At 60.8% G+C, this 20,059-nt stretch carries 20 protein-coding genes; 11 read left to right on the top strand and 9 right to left on the bottom strand.

Features of this window, described 5'->3' with window-relative positions:
* Positions 1 to 82 precede the first annotated feature (82 nt).
* The gene (gene purM / locus CIW50_RS17155; RefSeq protein ID WP_149532413.1) at positions 83 to 1,156 is read left to right on the top strand and encodes a phosphoribosylformylglycinamidine cyclo-ligase; all 1,074 of its coding nucleotides are present in this window, start codon (positions 83 to 85) and stop codon (positions 1,154 to 1,156) included.
* A gap of 4 nt (positions 1,157 to 1,160) precedes the next feature.
* The gene (gene purN / locus CIW50_RS17150; protein WP_172980357.1) at positions 1,161 to 1,814 is read left to right on the top strand and encodes a phosphoribosylglycinamide formyltransferase; all 654 of its coding nucleotides are present in this window, start codon (positions 1,161 to 1,163) and stop codon (positions 1,812 to 1,814) included.
* Positions 1,815 to 1,871: 57 nt separating this feature from the next.
* Here the strand turns inward: purN and CIW50_RS17145 are convergent, their stop codons facing one another.
* Positions 1,872 to 2,696: an alpha/beta fold hydrolase gene (locus tag CIW50_RS17145; RefSeq protein WP_149532411.1), complete on the bottom strand. Its 825-nt coding sequence runs from the start codon at positions 2,694 to 2,696 to the stop codon at positions 1,872 to 1,874.
* A 335-nt stretch (positions 2,697 to 3,031) separates the two neighbouring features.
* Here CIW50_RS17145 and CIW50_RS17140 point away from each other — a divergent pair, with 335 nt between their 5' ends.
* Both CIW50_RS17140 and CIW50_RS17135 read left to right on the top strand, forming a co-directional pair.
* Entirely contained in the window at positions 3,032 to 4,069 is a 1,038-nt protein-coding gene (locus CIW50_RS17140) for an alpha/beta fold hydrolase (RefSeq protein ID WP_149532410.1), read from the top strand.
* Between the two features lie 19 nt (positions 4,070 to 4,088).
* Positions 4,089 to 5,039, top strand: coding sequence for a fatty acid desaturase (locus CIW50_RS17135; RefSeq protein WP_149532409.1), 951 nt, complete (start codon positions 4,089 to 4,091; stop codon positions 5,037 to 5,039).
* Here CIW50_RS17135 and CIW50_RS17130 read toward each other — a convergent pair whose 3' ends face one another.
* Entirely contained in the window at positions 5,040 to 5,630 is a 591-nt protein-coding gene (locus CIW50_RS17130; protein WP_149532408.1) for a TetR/AcrR family transcriptional regulator, read from the bottom strand. It abuts the gene before it with no gap.
* Positions 5,631 to 5,723: 93 nt separating this feature from the next.
* Complete coding sequence (locus CIW50_RS17125) at positions 5,724 to 7,646, bottom strand: adenylate/guanylate cyclase domain-containing protein (protein WP_149532407.1); 1,923 nt, start codon at positions 7,644 to 7,646, stop codon at positions 5,724 to 5,726.
* Positions 7,647 to 7,962: 316 nt separating this feature from the next.
* Here CIW50_RS17125 and CIW50_RS17120 point away from each other — a divergent pair, with 316 nt between their 5' ends.
* Entirely contained in the window at positions 7,963 to 8,337 is a 375-nt protein-coding gene (locus CIW50_RS17120) for a hypothetical protein (protein WP_149532406.1), read from the top strand.
* A 120-nt stretch (positions 8,338 to 8,457) separates the two neighbouring features.
* Here CIW50_RS17120 and CIW50_RS17115 read toward each other — a convergent pair whose 3' ends face one another.
* Positions 8,458 to 8,661, bottom strand: coding sequence for a cold-shock protein (locus CIW50_RS17115; RefSeq protein ID WP_068731081.1), 204 nt, complete (start codon positions 8,659 to 8,661; stop codon positions 8,458 to 8,460).
* 463 nt (positions 8,662 to 9,124) lie between these two features.
* Between CIW50_RS17115 and CIW50_RS17110 the strand changes: the two genes are divergently transcribed.
* Positions 9,125 to 10,291 carry an autotransporter outer membrane beta-barrel domain-containing protein gene (locus tag CIW50_RS17110; RefSeq protein ID WP_149532405.1) on the top strand — a complete coding sequence of 389 codons (1,167 nt, stop codon included), beginning with the start codon at positions 9,125 to 9,127 and terminating at the stop codon, positions 10,289 to 10,291.
* 74 nt (positions 10,292 to 10,365) lie between these two features.
* Here the strand turns inward: CIW50_RS17110 and CIW50_RS17105 are convergent, their stop codons facing one another.
* Both CIW50_RS17105 and ndk read right to left on the bottom strand, forming a co-directional pair.
* On the bottom strand, positions 10,366 to 11,199 hold the full coding sequence (locus CIW50_RS17105; protein WP_149532404.1) for a TerC family protein: 834 nt from the start codon (positions 11,197 to 11,199) through the stop codon (positions 10,366 to 10,368).
* A gap of 101 nt (positions 11,200 to 11,300) precedes the next feature.
* A complete protein-coding gene (gene ndk / locus CIW50_RS17100; RefSeq protein WP_068731078.1) occupies positions 11,301 to 11,723 on the bottom strand; it encodes a nucleoside-diphosphate kinase in 423 nt (140 codons plus the stop codon).
* 279 nt (positions 11,724 to 12,002) lie between these two features.
* Here ndk and CIW50_RS17095 point away from each other — a divergent pair, with 279 nt between their 5' ends.
* The 3 genes from CIW50_RS17095 to CIW50_RS17085 all read left to right on the top strand — a co-directional run bounded on the left by CIW50_RS17095 (position 12,003) and on the right by CIW50_RS17085 (position 14,569).
* Positions 12,003 to 12,266 (top strand): sulfur globule protein precursor, encoded by a 264-nt coding sequence (locus CIW50_RS17095; protein WP_149532403.1) that lies wholly within the window; start codon positions 12,003 to 12,005, stop codon positions 12,264 to 12,266.
* A gap of 176 nt (positions 12,267 to 12,442) precedes the next feature.
* Positions 12,443 to 12,628 (top strand): hypothetical protein, encoded by a 186-nt coding sequence (locus CIW50_RS17090; protein ID WP_149532402.1) that lies wholly within the window; start codon positions 12,443 to 12,445, stop codon positions 12,626 to 12,628.
* A 78-nt stretch (positions 12,629 to 12,706) separates the two neighbouring features.
* Positions 12,707 to 14,569 carry an ABC-F family ATP-binding cassette domain-containing protein gene (locus tag CIW50_RS17085; RefSeq protein ID WP_149532401.1) on the top strand — a complete coding sequence of 621 codons (1,863 nt, stop codon included), beginning with the start codon at positions 12,707 to 12,709 and terminating at the stop codon, positions 14,567 to 14,569.
* Positions 14,570 to 14,608: 39 nt separating this feature from the next.
* Here CIW50_RS17085 and CIW50_RS17080 read toward each other — a convergent pair whose 3' ends face one another.
* The 3 genes from CIW50_RS17080 to CIW50_RS17070 all read right to left on the bottom strand — a co-directional run bounded on the left by CIW50_RS17080 (position 14,609) and on the right by CIW50_RS17070 (position 17,251).
* Positions 14,609 to 15,202, bottom strand: coding sequence for a hypothetical protein (locus tag CIW50_RS17080; protein WP_246664304.1), 594 nt, complete (start codon positions 15,200 to 15,202; stop codon positions 14,609 to 14,611).
* 84 nt (positions 15,203 to 15,286) lie between these two features.
* Entirely contained in the window at positions 15,287 to 15,739 is a 453-nt protein-coding gene (locus CIW50_RS17075; protein WP_093758304.1) for a DNA polymerase III subunit chi, read from the bottom strand.
* 9 nt (positions 15,740 to 15,748) lie between these two features.
* Positions 15,749 to 17,251, bottom strand: a complete 1,503-nt coding sequence (locus tag CIW50_RS17070) for a leucyl aminopeptidase (RefSeq protein WP_149532400.1) — start codon at positions 17,249 to 17,251, stop codon at positions 15,749 to 15,751.
* Between the two features lie 515 nt (positions 17,252 to 17,766).
* Between CIW50_RS17070 and lptF the strand changes: the two genes are divergently transcribed.
* Complete coding sequence (gene lptF, locus CIW50_RS17065) at positions 17,767 to 18,936, top strand: LPS export ABC transporter permease LptF (RefSeq protein WP_149532399.1); 1,170 nt, start codon at positions 17,767 to 17,769, stop codon at positions 18,934 to 18,936.
* Complete coding sequence (gene lptG / locus CIW50_RS17060) at positions 18,933 to 20,030, top strand: LPS export ABC transporter permease LptG (RefSeq protein ID WP_149532398.1); 1,098 nt, start codon at positions 18,933 to 18,935, stop codon at positions 20,028 to 20,030. The genes lptF and lptG overlap by 4 nt, the downstream gene beginning before the upstream one ends.
* Positions 20,031 to 20,059 lie beyond the last annotated feature (29 nt).

Raw genomic sequence — 20,059 nt, 5'->3', positions numbered from 1 at the left:
TTTACGAGCCATTGCGCAGGCGGAGATTCCGACGTAACCAGCCGAAAATACACAGTTTCGCAGCTTCGCCAGGATACCCGGCATGACCGACCAGAAAAAAGGCCTCACTTACGCGGACGCAGGCGTCGATATCGATGCCGGCAACCGTCTGGTGGACCTCATCAAGCCGATGGTTCGCGCAACTGCCCGTGCCGGCGCTGACGCCGAGATCGGCGGTTTCGGCGGTTTGTTCGATCTCAAGGCCGCCGGCTTCAAGGACCCCGTTCTCGTCGCTGCGACCGATGGCGTCGGCACCAAAGTGAAGATCGCCATCGAGGCCGGCGTCCATAACGGCATCGGCATCGACCTTGTGGCCATGTCCGTCAATGATCTCGTCGTCCAGGGCGCCGAACCGCTGTTCTTCCTCGACTATTTTGCCTGCGGCAAGCTCGACCCGGAGGCCGCGGCCTCGATCGTTGCGGGCGTTGCCGAGGGCTGCCGTGAATCCGGCTGCGCCCTCATCGGCGGCGAGACCGCCGAGATGCCCGGTCTCTACAAGGATGGCGACTACGACCTCGCCGGCTTCGCGGTCGGCGCCGCCGAACGCGGGACACTGCTGCCGACCAAGGACATCGGCCCCGGTGATGCGGTGATCGGCATGGCCTCCTCTGGCGTGCACTCCAACGGCTTTTCGCTGGTCCGCAAGATCGTCGAGCGCACCGGCTTGTCTTATGCCGACAAGGCGCCGTTCTCGCCCGTCATGACACTGGGCGGCGCGCTGCTGACCCCGACCCGCCTCTATGTGAAGTCGTGCCTGCGCGCGATCCGCGAGACCGGCGCCGTGAAGGGCCTCGCCCATATCACCGGCGGCGGCTTCACCGACAACATCCCGCGCGTGCTGCCGAAGAACCTCGGCGTCCGCATCGACCTGCCGGCCCTTACCGTTCTGCCGGTGTTCAAGTGGCTGGCCGCCGAAGGCGATATCGCGGAACTCGAACTGCTGCGCACCTTCAACTGTGGCGTCGGCATGATCGCCATCGTCAAACGCGAGGCCGTGCAGGAGGTAATGGACATCCTGCGCGAGGGCGGCGAGACCGTGTCGCTGCTCGGCGACGTCATAGAGGCCACAGGTGACGAGCGCGTCGTCTATGACGGGCATCTCGAACTCAAACTGTGAGGCCGTGATGCGTCGCGTTGCCATCCTGATTTCCGGGCGCGGATCGAACATGACCGCGCTGATCGAGGCGGCCGCAGCCGACAGCTTCCCCGCCGAAATCGCCCTCGTGATGTCCAACAAGGCCGACGCGCCGGGCCTCGCCATCGCGCAGGCCAATAGCGTCAAGACTCTGGTGATCGAAAGCAAGCCGTTCGGCCAGGACCGCGCCGGCTTCGAGAAGCTGCTGCAAGCCGCCCTCGACGAGCACAAGATCGAGCTGATTTGCCTCGGCGGCTTCATGCGCCTGTTCACGGCGGAGTTCGTTCAGCACTGGTATGGCCGGATGCTGAATATCCACCCGTCGCTGCTGCCGTCCTTCCCCGGCCTCGATCCGCATGGCCAGGCCCTGCGCGCAGGCGTGAAGATTTCCGGCGCCACGGTTCATTTCGTGATTCCGGAGACCGATGCCGGCCCAATCGTGATGCAGGGTGCCGTGCCGGTCTCCGATGACGATACGCCGGACACGCTCGCGGCCCGCGTGCTTGGCATCGAGCACAAGATCTATCCGCAGGCACTGCGATTGCTGGCGACTTCAGGCGTTCAGATCGTGGGTGAAGCGACCCGGAGTAGCGCCGGCGTCTGCAGCGATGACAATCTCATCGCGCCGTCGGTAATCTAGTCACCTACCGGGATATAGCGGACGAGGCCTTCGCCTCGCCCGCCATGACACAGTCGATCAGCTCTTCACGAAAGCCAGCAGATCCGGATTGAGCACATCCGCATGGGTGGTCAGCATGCCGTGCGGAAAGCCTGGATAGGTCTTCAACGTGCCGTTTTTCACCAGCTTCGCTGACAGCGGGCCGGAATCCGCATAGGGCACGATCTGGTCATCGTCACCATGCATGACAAGCACCGGCACATCGATCGCCTTCAGGTCGTCGGTGAAATCGGTTTCCGAGAAGGCCTTGATGCAATCATAATGCGCCTTGGCGCCGCCCATCATGCCCTGGCGCCACCAGTTGTCGATAACGCCCTGATAGACTTTCGCGCCCGAGCGGTTGAAGCCGTAGAATGGCCCGGCCGGGACATCGACATAGAACTGCGCGCGGTTGGCAACAAGCGCAGAACGGAAGCCGTCGAATACTTCAAGCGGCAGGCCGCCGGGGTTGTTCTCGGTCTTGAGCATGATCGGCGGCACGGCGCTGACCAGCACGGCCTTGGCGACGCGCCCCTTCTTGGCACGCGCGACGTAACGCGCAACTTCACCGCCTCCGGTCGAGTGGCCGATATGGACAGCGTCTTTCAGGTCGAGTGCGTCGGTCAGTTCAGCGACGTCGGCCGCATAGGTGTCCATCTCGTTGCCGGTCGCAGTCTGGCTGGAGCGGCCATGGCCGCGGCGGTCATGTGCGATGACGCGATAGCCATTGTTCCGAAAGAACATCATCTGGGCATCCCAATCGTCCGCGCTCAGCGGCCAACCATGGTGGAACACGATCGGCTGCCCGGTGCCCCAATCCTTGTAGAAAATCTCGGTGCCGTCCTTGGTGGTGATGGTTCCCATGATCCAGACTCCTTTGAGTGGGTTGCGGGCAAATGATGTCGAGTGCACAGCGGGGAATGTGGATAACCGATCCGCCTATCCACCACCGCGCCGATGACTGGCTGATGCATAGACCAGCGTGAAGCAAATCTCTTGTACGTTTCGAATACAAAACCGTGATGTCGCCCCGCCACAAATAAATGGCGGCAACTGCACGTTATTCGGGCGGCAATGCCGAAGTTTCGGCATTGCGCTGCCCCTAATTTAATGTACCATTAGTACAGTTATTTAATTCTGTCGAGTGGGTTGCTTGTCGTATCGTCGGCAAGTGTCGAATGATCTTCCGGAGTTCCTGCATGAACGCGTCGAGCGACTACCAGATATTCGAGGCCGGAGAGGTGCTGCTGCAGTCCGGCGACCGACACCCTCGCCTGCAACTGGCCTACAAGACCTATGGCGCACTCAATGCTGCCAAGGACAACGTCATCCTCTATCCGACCTCGTTCGCCGCACAACATTACGATACCGAATGGCTGATTGCGCCGGGTGCGGCGCTCGATCCGGAGCGCTACTTCATCGTCATCCCCAATCTGTTCGGGAACGGGCTGTCGTCGTCTCCCTCGAATTCTTTGGAAGCCCTGGCTGGCGCTCCCTATCCGAACATCAGCTATCACGACGCAATTTCGATCCAGCATCGCCTGTTGACCGAGCAGTTCGGCGTTACCCGTCTGGCACTGGTCTATGGCTGGTCGATGGGAGGCATGCAGGCCTATCACTGGGCCGCCCGCTATCCGGACATGGTGGCGCGCGCTGCAGTCGTCTGCGGCAGCGCCCGATGTTCGCCGTTCAACGCCGTATTTCTTGAAAGTGTGCGGGCCGCTTTGATCACCGACCCGGCCTTTGTCGACGGCCGCTTTGTTTCGAAACCATCTGCCGGTCTTCGCGCCGTGGGGCGTGTCTATGCAGGCTGGGCGATGTCTCATGGCTTTTACCGCGACGAAATCTGGCGTGAGGCCGGCTTCACCTCGCTGGAAGATTATCTGACACGATCATGGGATGTCGCGTTTGCGCATCGTGATGCCAATAATCTACTGGCCCAACTTTGGACCTGGCAGAATGGCGACATCAGCCGCTGCGACGCTTTCGGCGGCGACTTCCGCAAGGCTATGGCTGCGATCACCGCGCGCGTTCTCCTGATGCCCGGACAAACCGACAACTATTTCCAGGTCGGTGACAACGAAGACGAACTCCCTCTGCTGACCAGCGCACGCACGGCCGAACTGTGTCCGATCCCTTCGCTGCACGGACACCGCGCCGGCAATCCGGTCAAGATTCCCGCCGACGCAGCCTTCATCAATGCGCAGGTCTCGGCGCTGCTGGCAGCTCACGACTGAACCGAAAGAGAATGACCAGATGACGATAGATGCTATTGGCCATGGCAAGATTGAAACCCGTGCCTTGACGCCTGCACAATTGAAGGACCTGTCGGTTCGGGCCAATCTTCCGGGGGTCATTCGCGCGCTTAGCCACTATGCCCTGATCGCTTTGGTCGGAACGCTGATCTGGCAGGTCGCTACTCGATATGGCGTCATGTGGACCATCCCACTGATCGTCATCCAGGGCTATCTCATCGCTTTTCTGTTTATGGCGGTGCATGAAGCCGCGCACAAGACCGTGTTTACCAGCCGTCGGCTGAACGAGGCCCTCGGCCATGTCTCGTCGCTGATGATCGTGCTGCCCTATGAGCACTATGCGCTGTTTCACTGGGACCATCATCGCTTTACGCAAGATCCCGACCGCGACCCGGAGCTCGTCACCGCGACGATCCCCTCGTCCGACACCAGACTCGCTATTGCCTATACCGGCATCGTGCAGCTCACCAACCGGATCCGCCTGCTGGTCCGGCGTGCTCTGACCGGGCATGCTGTGGCACCGTGGATCCCGGAGGCCAAGCAAGGCATGGTAGTGCGGGAGGCACGCATCTATGCCCTCGTCTATCTCGCGCTGCTGATCGCTTCCATCGCCTTCGCGAGCGCGCTGCTGCTGTGGTGCTGGCTCGTCCCGCTCTATGTCGGCCAGCTATTCCTGCGGCCCTATCTCTATGCCGAACATACCGGCTGCGAGCGCACCCGCAGTGCCTATGAGAACACACGCACGACCTACACCGACAGGCTGACCAAGTGGTTCACATGGAACATGCCATTTCATGTCGAGCATCATGCCTATCCGTCGGTGCCCTTCCACGCGCTGCCCAAGCTTAATACGATCATCGACGCGCGCATTGCGCATCGCGGCCTGGGCTACCGAGCGGTCACGCGGGAGACATGGCGCTGGTTTCGCCGTGCGCGGCAAAGCGGCATCTGACTATCGCGCCGACAGCACGGATTTGACGAGTTTGCGCGCATGGTCGGCCGTCAACGGCCGGAATCTAAAAACATACTCATAGAACAAGGTACCGTAGATCCGGTCATAGAGATCGCCGGCAGGTTCCGTAGCATTGATGCTGCCATCCTTCTGACCATCCTTGATGATCGCCAGCGATATGTCCCGGCGGATTGCGAGATAGCGCTCGGAGAAAATCTTTGCCGAGCCGGTACGCGCGATACATTCGGCAATGACAGCGAGCTGCACCTTGCCGAAATCGCCGTTCAGCGCCATGACATAGGCGGCGGCATGCTTGGTCACGCGCGTCAGTGGATCGCCGCTCTCGGAAAGCGGCAGCATGGTCGACGCCTGCCGCAGGAATGCGTCGATCAGCACTGCCTCACGCGACGGCCACCATTTGTAGATCGTCATCTTGGAGACGCCGGAATCCCGCGCGATCGCATCGATGGTCGTGGCGGCGAGCCCCTCGGCGGCCATCATGCGATAGGCGCTTTCCAGGATTGCATCCTCGGTCTCGACCGATCGAGGACGACCTCGCCGCACCGGCTTCGCTTCAGTCATCGTCGTCATTTTTCTCTATCGGCTGCTATTCGTCCACTATATCGCGACCCCCGATGATCGGACAAAGAAATCGGCACGTCGATCGGGCGACGCGACGAAATGTCAGCTTCGCGCCCCGAGCAGCTCGTAGACCTGAACCTCTGCGGCGAACCCCTTGGGCTTGATCAGGGCGACACTGCGAAACAGGAACAACGAGTCTACCCGCTGCTTGACGGCCTCGCTGACCAGAACGCTCGTCCCGTAGTCCTTGTTGAGCGTCTCCAGTCGCGAAGCGAGATTCACGGTAGCTCCGAGCGCCGTGTAGTTCATACGATCGGGTGACCCGATATTGCCGATCATGACATCGCCCACATGCAGGCCAAACCGGGTTTTGTAGACCGGCCAGCCCTCGCGCTCGAATTCCTCGTTGAGCTTCCGATTGGCTTCGACGCAATCGAGCACGGCGGCGCAAGCCTGTGCCACGTGGTTCGTATGTTCGATCGGCGCGTTCCAAAGCCCCATGACGGCGTCGCCGATATATTTGTCGACTGTTCCCTGGTGGGTAGCGATGACGTCCGAAATCGCTGCGAAGTAGCGCGACGTGTAGAGCATCACCCGTGTCGGATCTTCGTTCTCCGTCATCCCCGTAAAATTCTCGACATCCGTGAACAGGATGGTCGCCTCCCGGCGCTCTCCGCCCAATTGCATGGCGGTTCCGGTTTCCACCAGTTGCTGAACCAGGCGCTTGGGGACGAAATTCGAGAATGTCTGCACCAATGTGCGCATGGTGAAGACGGATCGCCCGAGATCGTCGATTTCGCGGATCGGCGAATGCAGCTGCGGCATGGACGAAAACCGGAAATTCTGGATGCGATCGACCTCGCGCGCCAGAATCCGCAGGGATAGCGACAGCTTGTTGCCGATCCAGAACGCGATCGGCACGGCGGCGATGACGAAGCAAAATGCGAGAATGAAAAGCGTGCGTTTCTCCTGCTCTATCTCGGCATAGAATTCATCGAGCGGAGCGAAGAAGCCAACACGAAGATTGGCCGATCCAGCCATCTCTACGGGCCTGAATGCGGCTGCATAGGCGCGCCCCGTGCTGTCAGCGAAGAACTGTTGCTCAATGCCGGTCTGGCGCCACGCCTTGATAGCCGCAGTTGCGCCGATCGTATCGACATCGCTCAGTCGCGGCAGCTCCGACAGTTTGTTCGGCACGCTCGTGGCTTCAAGCCACCGGGACATCTCGGGATGCGCCAGCACCCGGTCGGCATCGTCGAACAGGTAGGCTACACCCGAATGGCCAAGCTGCTGCTTGCGCAGCATGGTCTCGGCTTCACTGAGCAGAATATCACCAGCCACAACGCCCTGCTGGCCTCCTGCGATCGGCATCCGCAGCGTGTAGCCGATGTCGCCGGTCTCATAGAAAATATAGGGCTCGGTCAGCAGACTGGTATTGGCCTCGAAGGCTCCGCGATACCACGGCCGGGTGCGAGGATCGAAATCGACAGGACCGGACAGACTTGCCAGGGGTTGCAGCGCATCGTCGAGAAACGTCGTTGTCGTCTGAAGCGGCCCGAAATCGCCCGCCTTCACGATCGTAAACAGGCGAAATCTGGCTCCGTCCGGTGCCCCGAAACGGGCCTTCACCTCGGCTCCCGTTCGGTCGATCAGGTCCATTTCGAGGAATGAGCCGTCCTCATATCCCATATACAGGCCGTAGAGCTGCTTGTTGTTACGCAGCATCGACGCCAGCAGGATGTTTAGCCGCGGATTATTCTTGAGCTCGGCGGACTGGACCGACGTGATGCCGCGCAGGATATCCAGATTGTCGTGAACGCTCTTGAGCTGCGCATCGATGCGATCGGTCGCGGATTGCGCGACCACACTGAGATACGACGATGCCGCCGTCCGGATGATCGTATTCACTCTGCTGAAGCTGAGATAGACCAGCGCCAGGCCGACCGTGAGGACGACGCCGACGAACAACGCAATGATCGACGTCCTGAAGCCAATCCGGAAACGCGATCTCGCCGGCACGGTCATCGCAGGATGCTCCACACGCCAGCCAATCTGGCACCGCATATCGACAGGCCGGATCTGGCTGCGCCGGACGGGAAGTCTCGCGGTATCATGATTCCGTCACGCAAGCGCAATTGGCGAGTATCTTTACGGTAAAGAAACCGGATCCGTGCTTACGACATGCCGTACTAAACCTGCTCGTTCAGTACGCCTACAAGAGCCGCGCGATCTGGCAATTGCCAGCCCGCGGTCACTGCGCCGCAAAGATTTGCAATGCCTCCATGGCAACTGCATAATTGAAACAATTGACTATTCTGGCTGTCACTTAAGGAAATCAAGTATGACGGGCGCCGATCTGGATGTGATCATCCGGCAGACTGCTAAACAGCAAAACAAGACACTGATGGCAGCCGTCAAGGCACGACGCGATCGCTATGCTGGCCTGGCCGCCAAGGCAAAGGACAAGGCTGCCAAGGATCGTTTCAAGCAACTGGCAAAGGACGCGACGGAGCAAGGCATGGCCGCCGCCAAGCGGCTTCAGATGTCTGCCGACAACGCCGCGGATAGTTATGCACGATCGATGCGCAAGGCCGTTGAAGCTCTTCAGATCGCAGAAGCCACCCAAGCGATGAAGGCTCAGATCGCCAAGAAGGACAAGGCGCCCAAGAAGGCTGCGCCAGCCAAGAAATCGGCCAAGAAGCCGAAGAAGCGCTGACCCGGCACAGCCCTCCTGCTCGGCTCGGCGCGCCCCGCACCCGAGTGACAAAAAAGCCGGTTCGCACCGCGATTGCATCAGTCGGCCGGCCCATATCCGGGCCGGCAGAGCAAAGCTCAGTTATGAGATTTTGAGGTTCTCGGCCGACGCCTTGCCGCGATTCTCGACCAGATCGTATTCGATCGTTTGGTTTTCATTGAGGGTACTGAGGCCTGCGCGCTCGACAGCGGAGATGTGCACGAAGACATCCTTGTCGCCGACGGTCGGTTTGATGAAGCCGTAGCCCTTGGTGGGGTTGAACCACTTGACGGTGCCCTTTTGCATCGTCTCTCTCCCGATTTAGATACAAAAAAGACGCGGCCACGCATCATGCGTGCCACGCCACAAGCGGGCTTTCCGAAGTCTACTGAATGTCCTGCTCACAAAACGCACAGTCGAACGGCCTAAATCCGATTGCGCGAGAATTCCAACATGAAAATTTCAGCTACGCAAGCCTCGGACTTTCTGCAGCTGACGTTTGATACCAGCGGCGCAGCGACGTTGGCCGCACTCATCGAAAGCCGCAGACCGGGTCTTCCGCGGCCGTGTCGGAATGAGGCATCGTCGACCATCCTGCGCAATTGGTCATAACGCGATGAAAAACGACAGGAATCCGCTGTGGCAATCACACAACAACACGCGTCAATCGCCACTGGAGGCGCTCCATGCGCAGCGGCAACGCTGACGGGATCGCGTATGCTCCGCCGCAGCCGAGCCGCCTGCTGCGGCAACTTCGAAAAGAGCCATGATGCGCGATCCATCGCGATACGCCCGAACGGACAGGTGTCCGGCTGCCAGCCGGCAACGTCGGACTATCGTACTCGGCCTCGCAACCGCGCTCATTGTCGCGCCCTCGCTCGCATCTGCTCAGGTCGCGCCGCCGCCTACCGCGCCGCCCCCAACCACAGCTCCGCCAACACCGTCGCTGCCAGTTGCACCGGTGCCGTCGTCGACGGACTTCAATGCCGGGCAATCCGCCGGCATTGCCGTTAGCGATCTCGGCAGCCAGTTCCTGCGCCGCCTCGGGGATCAGGCGAGCTACGGCTTCAGCAGGGCGTCGCGCACCAATCCCGGCGGCGGCGGCGCATCGGAAGCCGCCGAAACACCGCGCTTCCGGAGTTGGGCTGAATTTTACGGCGTCGGCGCGCATACCAGCACGATCGGTGATTTTGTCGGCGACAAGCGCCGAATCGTCGGCGGCGTCGCCGGGATCGGCGCGCGACTGATGCCCGGCGTCAATGTCGGTCTGTCGGTCGACCAGAGCCACACCACGATCGATGTCCCGCTCGCACTGCAATCTGCGACGCTCGACCTCACGCAGATCGGCGTCAATGCATCGGTGGACCAGGGCGCATGGACCTGGGCAATCGCATTGGTGCATGGCTTCGGCGACATCAACTCGCACCGCGACACTGGTCTCGGGCTGGCCAGCGCCGGCTACAATGCGCGGATTGACGGCGCCCTCACTGAGCTGAGCTATTACTGGAGTTATGAGCAGGCGCGGATCGTACCAAAGGCTGCCTTCGAATACACCCGCGCCACAACCGGATCGATGCAAGAGTTTGGCGGACTCAACCCTGTCAATGCGAGCGGTGCCTCGGCCGAGCGCGCGCGTATCCTGATTGGCGCCGAAGTCGGCCGTTACTGGATATTCGACCAGAAGATTCTGGATCTGTCCGGCTATGCCAAATTCGTCGACAACGTGCACCAGCGCTTCAGCGCCGTAACTGTCAGCCTCGGTGCCGAAAGCATCACCGTCCAGGGCATCGGCGAAAGCCAGTACGGCGCAGACGCCGGTGCATCGGCGTCGCTGAGCCTCAGCAACACCGCCCGTCTCTATCTCAACTACGATGGCAAGTTCCGCGCCTATTCGCAGTCCCATCAGGGGACGGTAGGCGTCGAATTCAAATTCTAGAAACGACCGAGTTCTGGAAACAGAAAAGTGGGCGAAAGGCAGATGCCCCTCGCCCACCCTGCGCTTTTATTGAATTAGGCTGCCTGTTCGGCGTGCCCTGCCATGCTGCGACGGCGCCATAGCGTTCCGACAGCGAGCACCACAGCGACACCGATCAGACCGCAGACGATCTCGCCGCCGTGACCACCGCCGGCGAAACGAACGCCAAGGCCCAGCGAGGACATCAGGCTGTCGAGGCCAGTGCCGAGCGAGCCGCTGAAGAAGCTGTGCAGCAGTGGCAGGATCGCAGGATCGGTCGCGATGACTTCGCCAGCAACCCAGCCCAGCAGGGCAGCACCGAGCCAGACCAGAACCGGCAGACGGGTGAGCAGCGCCATGATGAGCGCAGCGCCAGCAACGATCAACGGCACGCTGATGGCGAGGCCAAGGATCAGTAGCGGCACGCTGCCATTGGCTGCGGCGGCCACAGCGATGACATTGTCCAGGCTCATGACGATGTCGGCGACGACGACGATTTGAACAGCAGCCCACAGATGCGAGGCAGCCTTGACGCCGTCCTCTTCTTCCTGCTCGGGAACCAGCAGCTTGGCCGCGATCACGATCAGCGCGAGACCGCCCACCAGCTTGAGGTAGGGCAGTTCCATCAACGTGGCAACGATGCCGGTGAAAATGATACGGAGAATAACCGCGGCGGCGGCGCCGAGGATCATGCCCCACATGCGCTGCTTCGGCTCAAGGCCGCGGCAGGCCAGCGCGATCACCAGCGCATTATCGCCGGACAATAGCACGTTGATCCAGATAATCTTGCCGACGGCGAGCCAGAACGCAGGTTGCTGCATTTCAAGCTGGAACTGAGCGAAGACCGATTTGATCGTCGCCGGATCGAAAATTTGCAGCATCCAGTCCACAGCGTGCCCCGTCTAATGTTTGTGATGGTTCATCCGGCCTTGGCCGGCTTGGTTGCGGCGCGCCCCCGCGCCCCGCAACCTTGTCGAAGTGTCAGCTTGATTTAGCCGACGATCTCGTTGCCCGAGAAGAACTGTGCGATCTCGATCGCTGCAGTTTCCGGAGCGTCCGAACCGTGCACCGAGTTCTCGCCGATCGACTTGGCGTGAAGCTTGCGGATGGTACCGTCAGCGGCCTTCGACGGGTCGGTTGCGCCCATCACGTCGCGATGCTTGAGGACAGCGTTCTCGCCTTCCAGCACCTGCACGACGACAGGACCCGAGGTCATGAAGTCCACCAGTTCGCCGAAGAAGGGGCGTTCCTTGTGAACGGCGTAGAAGGTGCCGGCCTGTTCGCGGGTCATGCGAATGCGCTTTTGCGCGACGATCCGCAGTCCGGCCTTTTCGATCAGCGCGTTGATCGCACCGGTCAGATTGCGCTCGGTCGCGTCGGGCTTCAGAATCGAAAAGGTACGCTCGATAGCCATGATTTATCCTTGAATAACAGTCGCTGGAAGATGGCGGCTTATATCGACGCTATCCGGGAACGGCAAGCGATCCGTCCAAATGTCGCAGGCCCCATTTTGGCAGATCCGGCGCTCGAAATTACCGAGATGTCATCGACATGAACCATTCCTGACAGGGCTGGCGCGATCCGGTTCAGCTTTCCCCTCCTAGACTGCCTGCAATGACCCCGGCCAACGGCATTTGCCCCCGGCGCCATGTTCACGGCAGGCGCAACACGCGCCGAACCAGAGGAGATGAAAATGTTCCGCAAGATCGCACTGACTTTGGTTGCAGCGGCCTCATTGGGCGCCGCCGCGCTGGCTCCGACCTCGGCTTCCGCCTGGGGTGGCCACGGCGGATGGCACGGTGGAGGTTGGCATGGTGGCGGGTGGCACCGCGGCTGGGGTGGCCCACGCTTCGTCGGCGGACCCGTTTACGGCTATGGCGGTGGCGGATGTGTCGTTCGCCGGGTTGTTCCGACCCCATGGGGACCGCGGTGGCGGCTCATCAATCGCTGCTACTGACGCGCCCATCAGCAGATAAAATACCGCCCGGCCGCTCCCACGGCCGGGCTTTCCGTGGATCTACGGGATTCATTGAATTTTCACTCAAACAACCTCAAATGCATAAATCTTGAAACAATTTCGGCCTGCGCGACTTGCCCTAGTGTCATTCAACTGCCACGAGCACCGGTAAGACAATGCAAAACCAGTTCACCAATGATGGCGACGAGCACATCGACCGCCCCACCAGCGCGGCGATCTGCAATGCCATCGGCGAACGGCTGCGCCGGGACATCGGTCCAGACGACGACGCCCTGCCCTCCCATCTGCAGATACTGATCGACCAGATGCGGCAGCAGGATGAAAACACCGGCAGCCGTTAACGGCAGAATTGATCTTCTGCGCACCATTAGCGACCAAATCGGGGTTGCCTTTGTGCGTCGCAGCGGTGACAACCCCGCATGCTTTCCATCACAGACATTTCGATCCGGATTGCCGGACGCCTGCTCATTGACGAGAGCACGGTACAGATTGCGCCGGGAGCCCGCGTGGGCTTCGTCGGGCGCAACGGCGTCGGCAAATCGACCCTTTTTCATGCCATCCGTGGCGATCTGGCCACCGAAACCGGAAGTATTTCGATTCCGCCGCGCTGGCGTATCGGCAGCCTCGCCCAGGAAGCACCGGACGGTCCCGAGAGCCTGATCTCGGTCGTGTTGAAAGCCGATCTTGAGCGCGACGCGCTGCTGAAGGAAGCCGACACGGCTACCGATCCGGAGCGCATCTCCGATATCCAGACCCGCCTTGTCGATATCGATGCCCATTCCGCGCCCGCCCGCGCCGCGGCGATTCTGAGCGGCCTCGGCTTCTCGGCTGAAGCCCAGTTGCGCTCCTGCTCAGAATTCTCCGGCGGCTGGCGCATGCGCGTGGCGCTTGCGGCGACCCTGTTCTCCGCGCCGGACCTGCTGCTGCTGGACGAGCCGACCAACTATCTCGATCTGGAAGGCACGCTGTGGCTCGAGGACCATCTCGCCAACTATCCGCGCACGGTCATCGTCATCAGCCATGACCGCGACCTGCTCGATACATCGGTAAACGAGATCCTGCATCTCGACCGCGGCAAGCTCGTGCATTATCGCGGGACCTATTCGAACTACGAAGAGTTCCGCGCCAACAAGGAGGCGCTCGACGCCAAGAACGTCAAGCGTCAGGAAGCCGAGCGCAAACGGCTGCAGGACTTCGTCGATCGCTTCAAGGCCAAGGCCTCCAAGGCGCGTCAGGCACAATCACGCGTGAAGATGCTTGAGCGCATGAAGCCAATCTCGGCGCTGGTGACGCAAGACGTGCGCGAGATCGTTTTCCCTGCGCCCGAGAAGATCCTGTCGCCGCCGATCCTTGCGGTGGACAATGTGTCGGTTGGCTATGAGCCCGGTAAACCCGTCCTCAATCAGGTGACGCTCCGCATCGACACCGAGGATCGTATCGCCCTGCTCGGCTCCAACGGCAACGGTAAGTCGACGCTGGTCAAGCTGCTGGCGAACAAGCTGCAGCCGTTTTCGGGATCGATCACCCGCGCCGACAAGCTTTCGATAGCCTACTTTGCCCAACATCAGCTTGACGAGCTGGTGATGGACAACTCCGTCTATGATCATGTGCGGAAGCTGATGCCGGACATGCCGGAATCGAAAATTCGCGCGCGCGCTGGCAATATCGGCTTTTCGGGCAAGGCCGCGGATACGGTCGTGAAAAGCCTGTCCGGCGGCGAGAAGGCGCGGCTGCTATTAGGGCTCGCGACCTTCTACGGTCCGAACATGATCATCCTCGACGAACCGACCAACCATCTCGACATCGACAGCCGCGCTGCGTTGGCCGAGGCGATCAATGAATTCCCCGGCGCGGTGATCATGGTCTCCCACGATCGCTACCTTATCGAGGCCTGCGCCGACCAACTCTGGGTCGTGGCCGATCGTACGGTTACCAACTTCGATGGCGATCTCGACGACTATCGCAAGGTTGTCATGCAAGCCCGCGGCATGCGCACGACAACGCGTGACCGCGTCAGCACAGACCGCGAAAAACTCGCGAAGCCCAAAGAGAAGAAAGTCCCGCTCAAGCAGCAGGTCGCCGAAGCGGAAGCCGAGATGGAGCGGATTACGGGCATTATCGCCAAAATCGATACCGCGCTGGCATTGCCCGATCTCTTCAAGAAGGATCCGAAGCAGGCCACACAACTCAGCAAAGCGCGCGCGGCTGCAGCGGGCGCATTGCAACGCGCCGAAGAGCAATGGCTCACGGCAAGTTCGTTGCATGAAGAAGCGAACGGCTGACACCACGGCCGTCGCTTCGTTCTAAATATTCAATAAAGATCAGGTCGCAGCGCGCTTCTTCGGCTTCGGACGCGCCGCCTTCGGCTGCTCAACTTCCGGCCCGCGTTCGACCACAGTCAAACGACCTGAAGTGAACGTGTAGATGCCGGCGCGTGGACCGCGCAGATAGGTCAGCACGGCAACGCGATCGCCGCGCGGGTTTGTCGAGAGACTTACATTGTCGGGCGCGCCTGCACCGCGCGCCACGTCGCATTCGGTATGGCCGAGCGCCACGACACCAGTTTGAACCGGCGCACCTGCACCACCATCGGCGAGCGCGTTGGCATCACGCGGCGCCATGCCCGGGCACGCGCCGTCAGCGCTAATGAGATCCTGCGGGCTGACGGCCTGCTCAGGCGACAGCGGTGGCGTTTCGATCGACACGTTCTTGACGAATACGCGGCCGGGTTTGGAGAACCAGTCGGCATCCTTGGACAACAGATCCGTGGAGAATGCGTCACCACCCACGCCGGCGCAGCCAGCAAGCAATGGCGCAGCAAGCAGCAGCACGAGCAGACCGTTTCGATGAAGCTTTTCTTGTCGCACGATTACGCAACCCCAAGACAGGCGATAAGCGCCTGTAACATCATTCATTTGCGGCACCACCATGACACAGCGGTGGATACCGGTGAGGAAATCTACAATTATCATTAATTGCTGCAGATCGCCAATCGCCAGCTAATTCTTGCGCTGCCACCGACCACGTTCATCGGTTTGCCAGTAAGTGGCGGTAAAGCCCCTCGCCTTGCAGTCAGTCCAGGCTGCTCGCGCTGCAGCGAGCGCATCGGCATCATCGCCGTTGAATACCAGCACCATGCGTTCATAGCCGTCGGCATCCGCCGGCACCGCCGCGCTGTCCACAAGGAACCGGACCTGGGCACGATTGGGATTGCCCTCTTCGATCGCGAGAATGATCGGCTGATCCGCCGCGTCTGCCACACGCCAGGTGGCGTGCGGCAGAAATGAATCATCACGATAGGTCCACAGATGCGCATCGAGCGCATCGGCGCGTTCTTCTGATGTGGATTGCACGACGACACGCCAGCCGCGCTCAAGCGACTTCTCGAGCAGCGGCGGCAGTACGCTCTCCAGCGTCATGTTCTGCAGATGATAGAACAGAACCTCGGTCATCGTGTCGGACTACTTCTTCGCCTCGTAATAGTCGGCGACAAGCCGATCCAGCAGCCGCACGCCGTAACCCGAGCCCCAGCTCTGATTGATCTCGGTCTTCGGCGCACCCATGGCGGTGCCGGCGATATCGAGATGCGCCCACGGCGTATCGTCGACGAAGCGCTGCAGGAACTGCGCCGCAGTGATCGAGCCGCCATTGCGCGTGCCGGTGTTCTTCATATCGGCGAATTGCGAGTCGATTTGCTTGTCGTATTCCGGACCGAGTGGCATCCGCCAGACACGTTCACCGGTTGCCTGTCCGACGGTGGACAGACGCTCTGCGAGTTCGTCATTATTGGAGAACATACCGGCGTATTCGGTACCGAGCGCGACCATGATCGCACCGGTCAACGTCGCCAGATCCACCATGAATTTCGGCTTGAACTTCTTCGCCACATACCAAAGCACATCGGCCAGTACGAGGCGGCCTTCAGCGTCGGTGTTGATGATTTCGATGGTCTGACCGGACATCGACGTCACGATATCGCCCGGACGCTGCGCGTTACCGTCCGGCATGTTTTCGACGATGCCGATGGCGCCGACCACATTGACCTTGGCCTTGCGGCCCGCGAGTGCATGCATCAGGCCAACGACGCAGGCTGCGCCGCCCATATCGCCCTTCATGTCTTCCATACTGCCGGCCGGCTTGATCGAGATACCACCGGTATCGAAGGTCACGCCTTTGCCGATGAAGGCGACGGGCTGCTCGCCCTTCTTGCCACCGTTCCAGCGCATCACCACCATACGGCCGGGACGCACAGACCCCTGGGACACGCCGAGCAGCGCGCCCATGCCAAGCTTGGTCATCGCCTTGACGTCGAGCACTTCGACCGTAACGCCGAGTTTCCTTAACTCACCGGCGCGGCGCGCGAATTCGGCTGGAAACAGCACGTTCGGCGGCTCATTCACGAGCTCGCGGGCCAGCACGACGCCGTTGACGATATGATTGCCCGGCGCGAACGCCTTCTTGGCTGCGGCGACATCGCTGACGGCCAACGAAACTGCGAGATTGCCGGACGCCTCGTCGGCATCTTTCTTCTTGGTCTTGTAACGATCGAATTTGTAGGCGCGCAACAATACACCGGAGGCGACCGATGCCGCCTGCTCTGGCGTCATCGCGCCTGAAGCCAACTCCGCGATGACGGTCACCGCTTCATTGCTGCTGCCCGCCTTCCCGGCGAGCACGCCGCCAAATTTCAGCAGATCGGTCTCCTTCAGATCGGACGGCTTGCCGGTGCCGATCACGATGAGACGCGACGCCTTGATGCCGTCCGGGGCCAGGATATCGAGCGTCGACGCGCTCTTGCCCTTGAATTTGCTGGTTGCCGCCGCGCGTTTCACAGTTGCCGCTGCGTCCCCGAGGGCTTTGGTAGCGGCTGGACCGAATTTCAACGCTTCGTCACAGAACACCACGAGAGCACCGCGCACGGCAGTGGCAAACGGAACGAAGCCGACCTTGACGGCGTCGGGCATGGCAAATTCCTCCAGAAAGATCAGGGCTGTCGCAGGGGTCGGCGCGGAATCCGGTCGGTGCGGCGGGGCTCAAGTGTTTTGTTGTCGTCACAGCGTGAACGTCAAGACAGGTTCTGACCGAAACCGCCGAAGATCGATAGTTTTATCGATAGTTTTCTTGTGTCTCCCCGGAGGAACCAAGCAGCCCTGACACTGCCGATTCGGACAATTCCCTGTGTCCGAATGTGTCGGCTGCACCCTTACGTGCCGACCTTGCCAACGAACGCACCCCGCCAGCTACGCTGTTTCCGCCGTCGCCCATGCCGGCAGCCCCTTATCAGTGGCCCAAGGGCCACATCGGGCACATAATTAACCATATCCTGAGCGAGCCATCGCCCGGCCATTTTGTTGACCAATCAAAGGGATGCTAAGTGAGAGGGTGAGCTTCTGAAGATCGCAGCATGTCCTCGGGGGTCCCGTTGCGGGATTGGGCATGCGGGCGGCTTTAACGGCCGGAATGGGGATTGATCGGACCGATGGGGTCTATCGACAAGTATATTTTCCGCACGACGCTAGCGTCGTTTGCGGTGGTTCTGGTCAGCCTGACAGGCGTGATCTGGATCACGCAAGCGTTGCGCGGAATCGACCTGATGACGAGCCAGGGTCAGACCATTCTGACCTTCCTCGGCGTCACCAGCCTTGCGATTCCCGTTCTCGTTCTGATCATTGCTCCTATCGCCCTGATGATCGCGGTGTCCCACACCCTGACCAAGCTCGCGACCGACTCCGAAATCATCGTGATGAATGCCGCCGGCCTGTCGCCGCGACGGCTGTTTCGTCCCTTCCTGTTCGCCACGATTGTCGTTTCGCTGCTCGTGGCCTTCATCGGCTCATACCTGGCACCGGATGGTATGCGCCGGCTGAAGCGCTGGGACGCCGAGATCACGGCGGACGTTCTAGCGAATATCCTGCAGCCAGGCCGCTTCGCGCAGCTCGACCAGAACCTGACTATCCGCGTCCGCGAACGTCAGCCCGGCGGATTACTGGTCGGAATTTTCGTTGACGATCGTCGCGATCCCAAAGAGCGCGTCACCATCATTGCCGACCATGGGACGGTGCTGAAGAACAAGGATGGTTCGTTCCTGATTCTGGAAGACGGCAACCTGCAGCGCTTCGAGACGGGCAAGACCGACCCCGCGATGGTAGCGTTCGGCCGCTATGCTTTCGATATGTCGAAATTCTCCAACCGCAGCCAGGACGTCACCTACGGAATTCGTGAACGGTATCTCTGGGAATTGATGGTGCCGCCTGTGGATGATCCGCTTTACAAGCAGGTGCCGCGGCAGTTCAGCGCCGAGATGCACGACCGCTTGATGGCGCCGATCTATCCACTGGCCTTTGCCGCCTTGACCTTTGCATTCCTGGGCTCGCCACGGACTACGCGACAGAGCCGCAATTTCTCGATGGGCAGCGCGATTGCCGCGGTGTTCGGCCTGCGCATGGCGGGCTTCGCCTGCTCCGTCGTGGCAGCAAAATCGGACTTCGCCGCGCCGCTTCAATATGCGTTGCTGGCGACAGCGATCGGCGTCAGCTTCTGGATCATCTCAGCCGGGATTGTGGTGGAGCCGCCGGCGAAGCTGGTGGAAGCAATCAACAGATCCAACGAGCGGTTGTTGCGCCTCTTCCGACGGCCCGCCGCCGCATGAGCATGATCACCAACACCATCGGCAGGTATTTCGCCGGCCGCTTCCTGGTGGCAGCCTTGGGCGTGTTCATCAGTATTTTCATGCTGCTGGTGCTGGTTGACTACATCGAGATGGTCAGGCGCACCTCCGGGCTGGCCTCGGCCTCCGCTCTGATGGTGGCGCAAACATCGCTGTACCGGGTGCCCCAGTTGCTTGAGAAGATGATGCCTTTTTGCATCCTGATCGGCGCCATGACCTGTTATCTCGCGCTGTCGCGGCGGCTCGAACTGGTGGTCGCCCGCGCCGCGGGCGTCTCGGCCTGGCAGTTTATCTCCCCAGCACTGGCCAGCGCTCTCATCCTGGGCGTGCTGGCGACGGTGGGCTACAACCCGCTGTCGGCCAACCTGCGCGAGGAATCGAAGCGGATGGAGGCCCAGATGTTCGGCGATGCGCCGGGCGGCGGCGTCCAGGACGCCTCCGGCTTCTGGATCAACCAGGTCAACCGCGAAGGCCAGGCCATCATCAATGCTGCCCGCAGCGAGCAGCAGGGCGTCCGCCTGACCGGCCTGACCGTTTTCCGGTTCGACACCGAATCCCAGTTCAAGGAGCGGGTCGAGGCCCGCGAGGCCTCGTTGGAGCCCGGTCGCTGGCTGTTCAAGGGGGTGCGCCGCTACACCCTCGATTCGCCTGTGGTCGAGCAGGACAGCATGTACATGGCTACAACCCTGACCCCATTGCAGGTCAGAAACAGTTTTTCGACCCCCGAGACAGTGTCATTTTGGCAACTTCCTTCGTATATCAAATCGTCCGAGAGTTCGGGGTTCGCGACGGCGGGGTATCGCTTGCAGTATCATAAGCTTATCGCACAGCCATTTTTGCTGGTTGCGATGGTGATGTTGGCTGCTTCCGTGAGCCTCCGGTTCTTTCGGATGGGCGGTGTCCAGAAGATGGTTTTGAGTGGCGTGGGCGCGGGCTTTCTGCTCTACGTTCTGTCGAAAGTTACGGAAGATTTGAGCAAGGCTGAGTTGATGCATCCGATTGCTGCGGCGTGGCTGCCTGTGTGTGTGGGCGGTCTCACCGGCTTTTTGGCCTTGTTGTACCAGGAGGACGGGTAGTGGCTGTGTTTGCCGCCCTCCGCGCGCGG

This window comes from Tardiphaga sp. P9-11 (assembly GCF_008329525.1).
In the GTDB taxonomy this organism is placed as follows: Bacteria; Pseudomonadota; Alphaproteobacteria; order Rhizobiales; family Xanthobacteraceae; genus Tardiphaga.
Note: the sequence above shows the minus strand (reverse complement) of the source record. Positions and strands in the feature narration are given on the sequence as shown.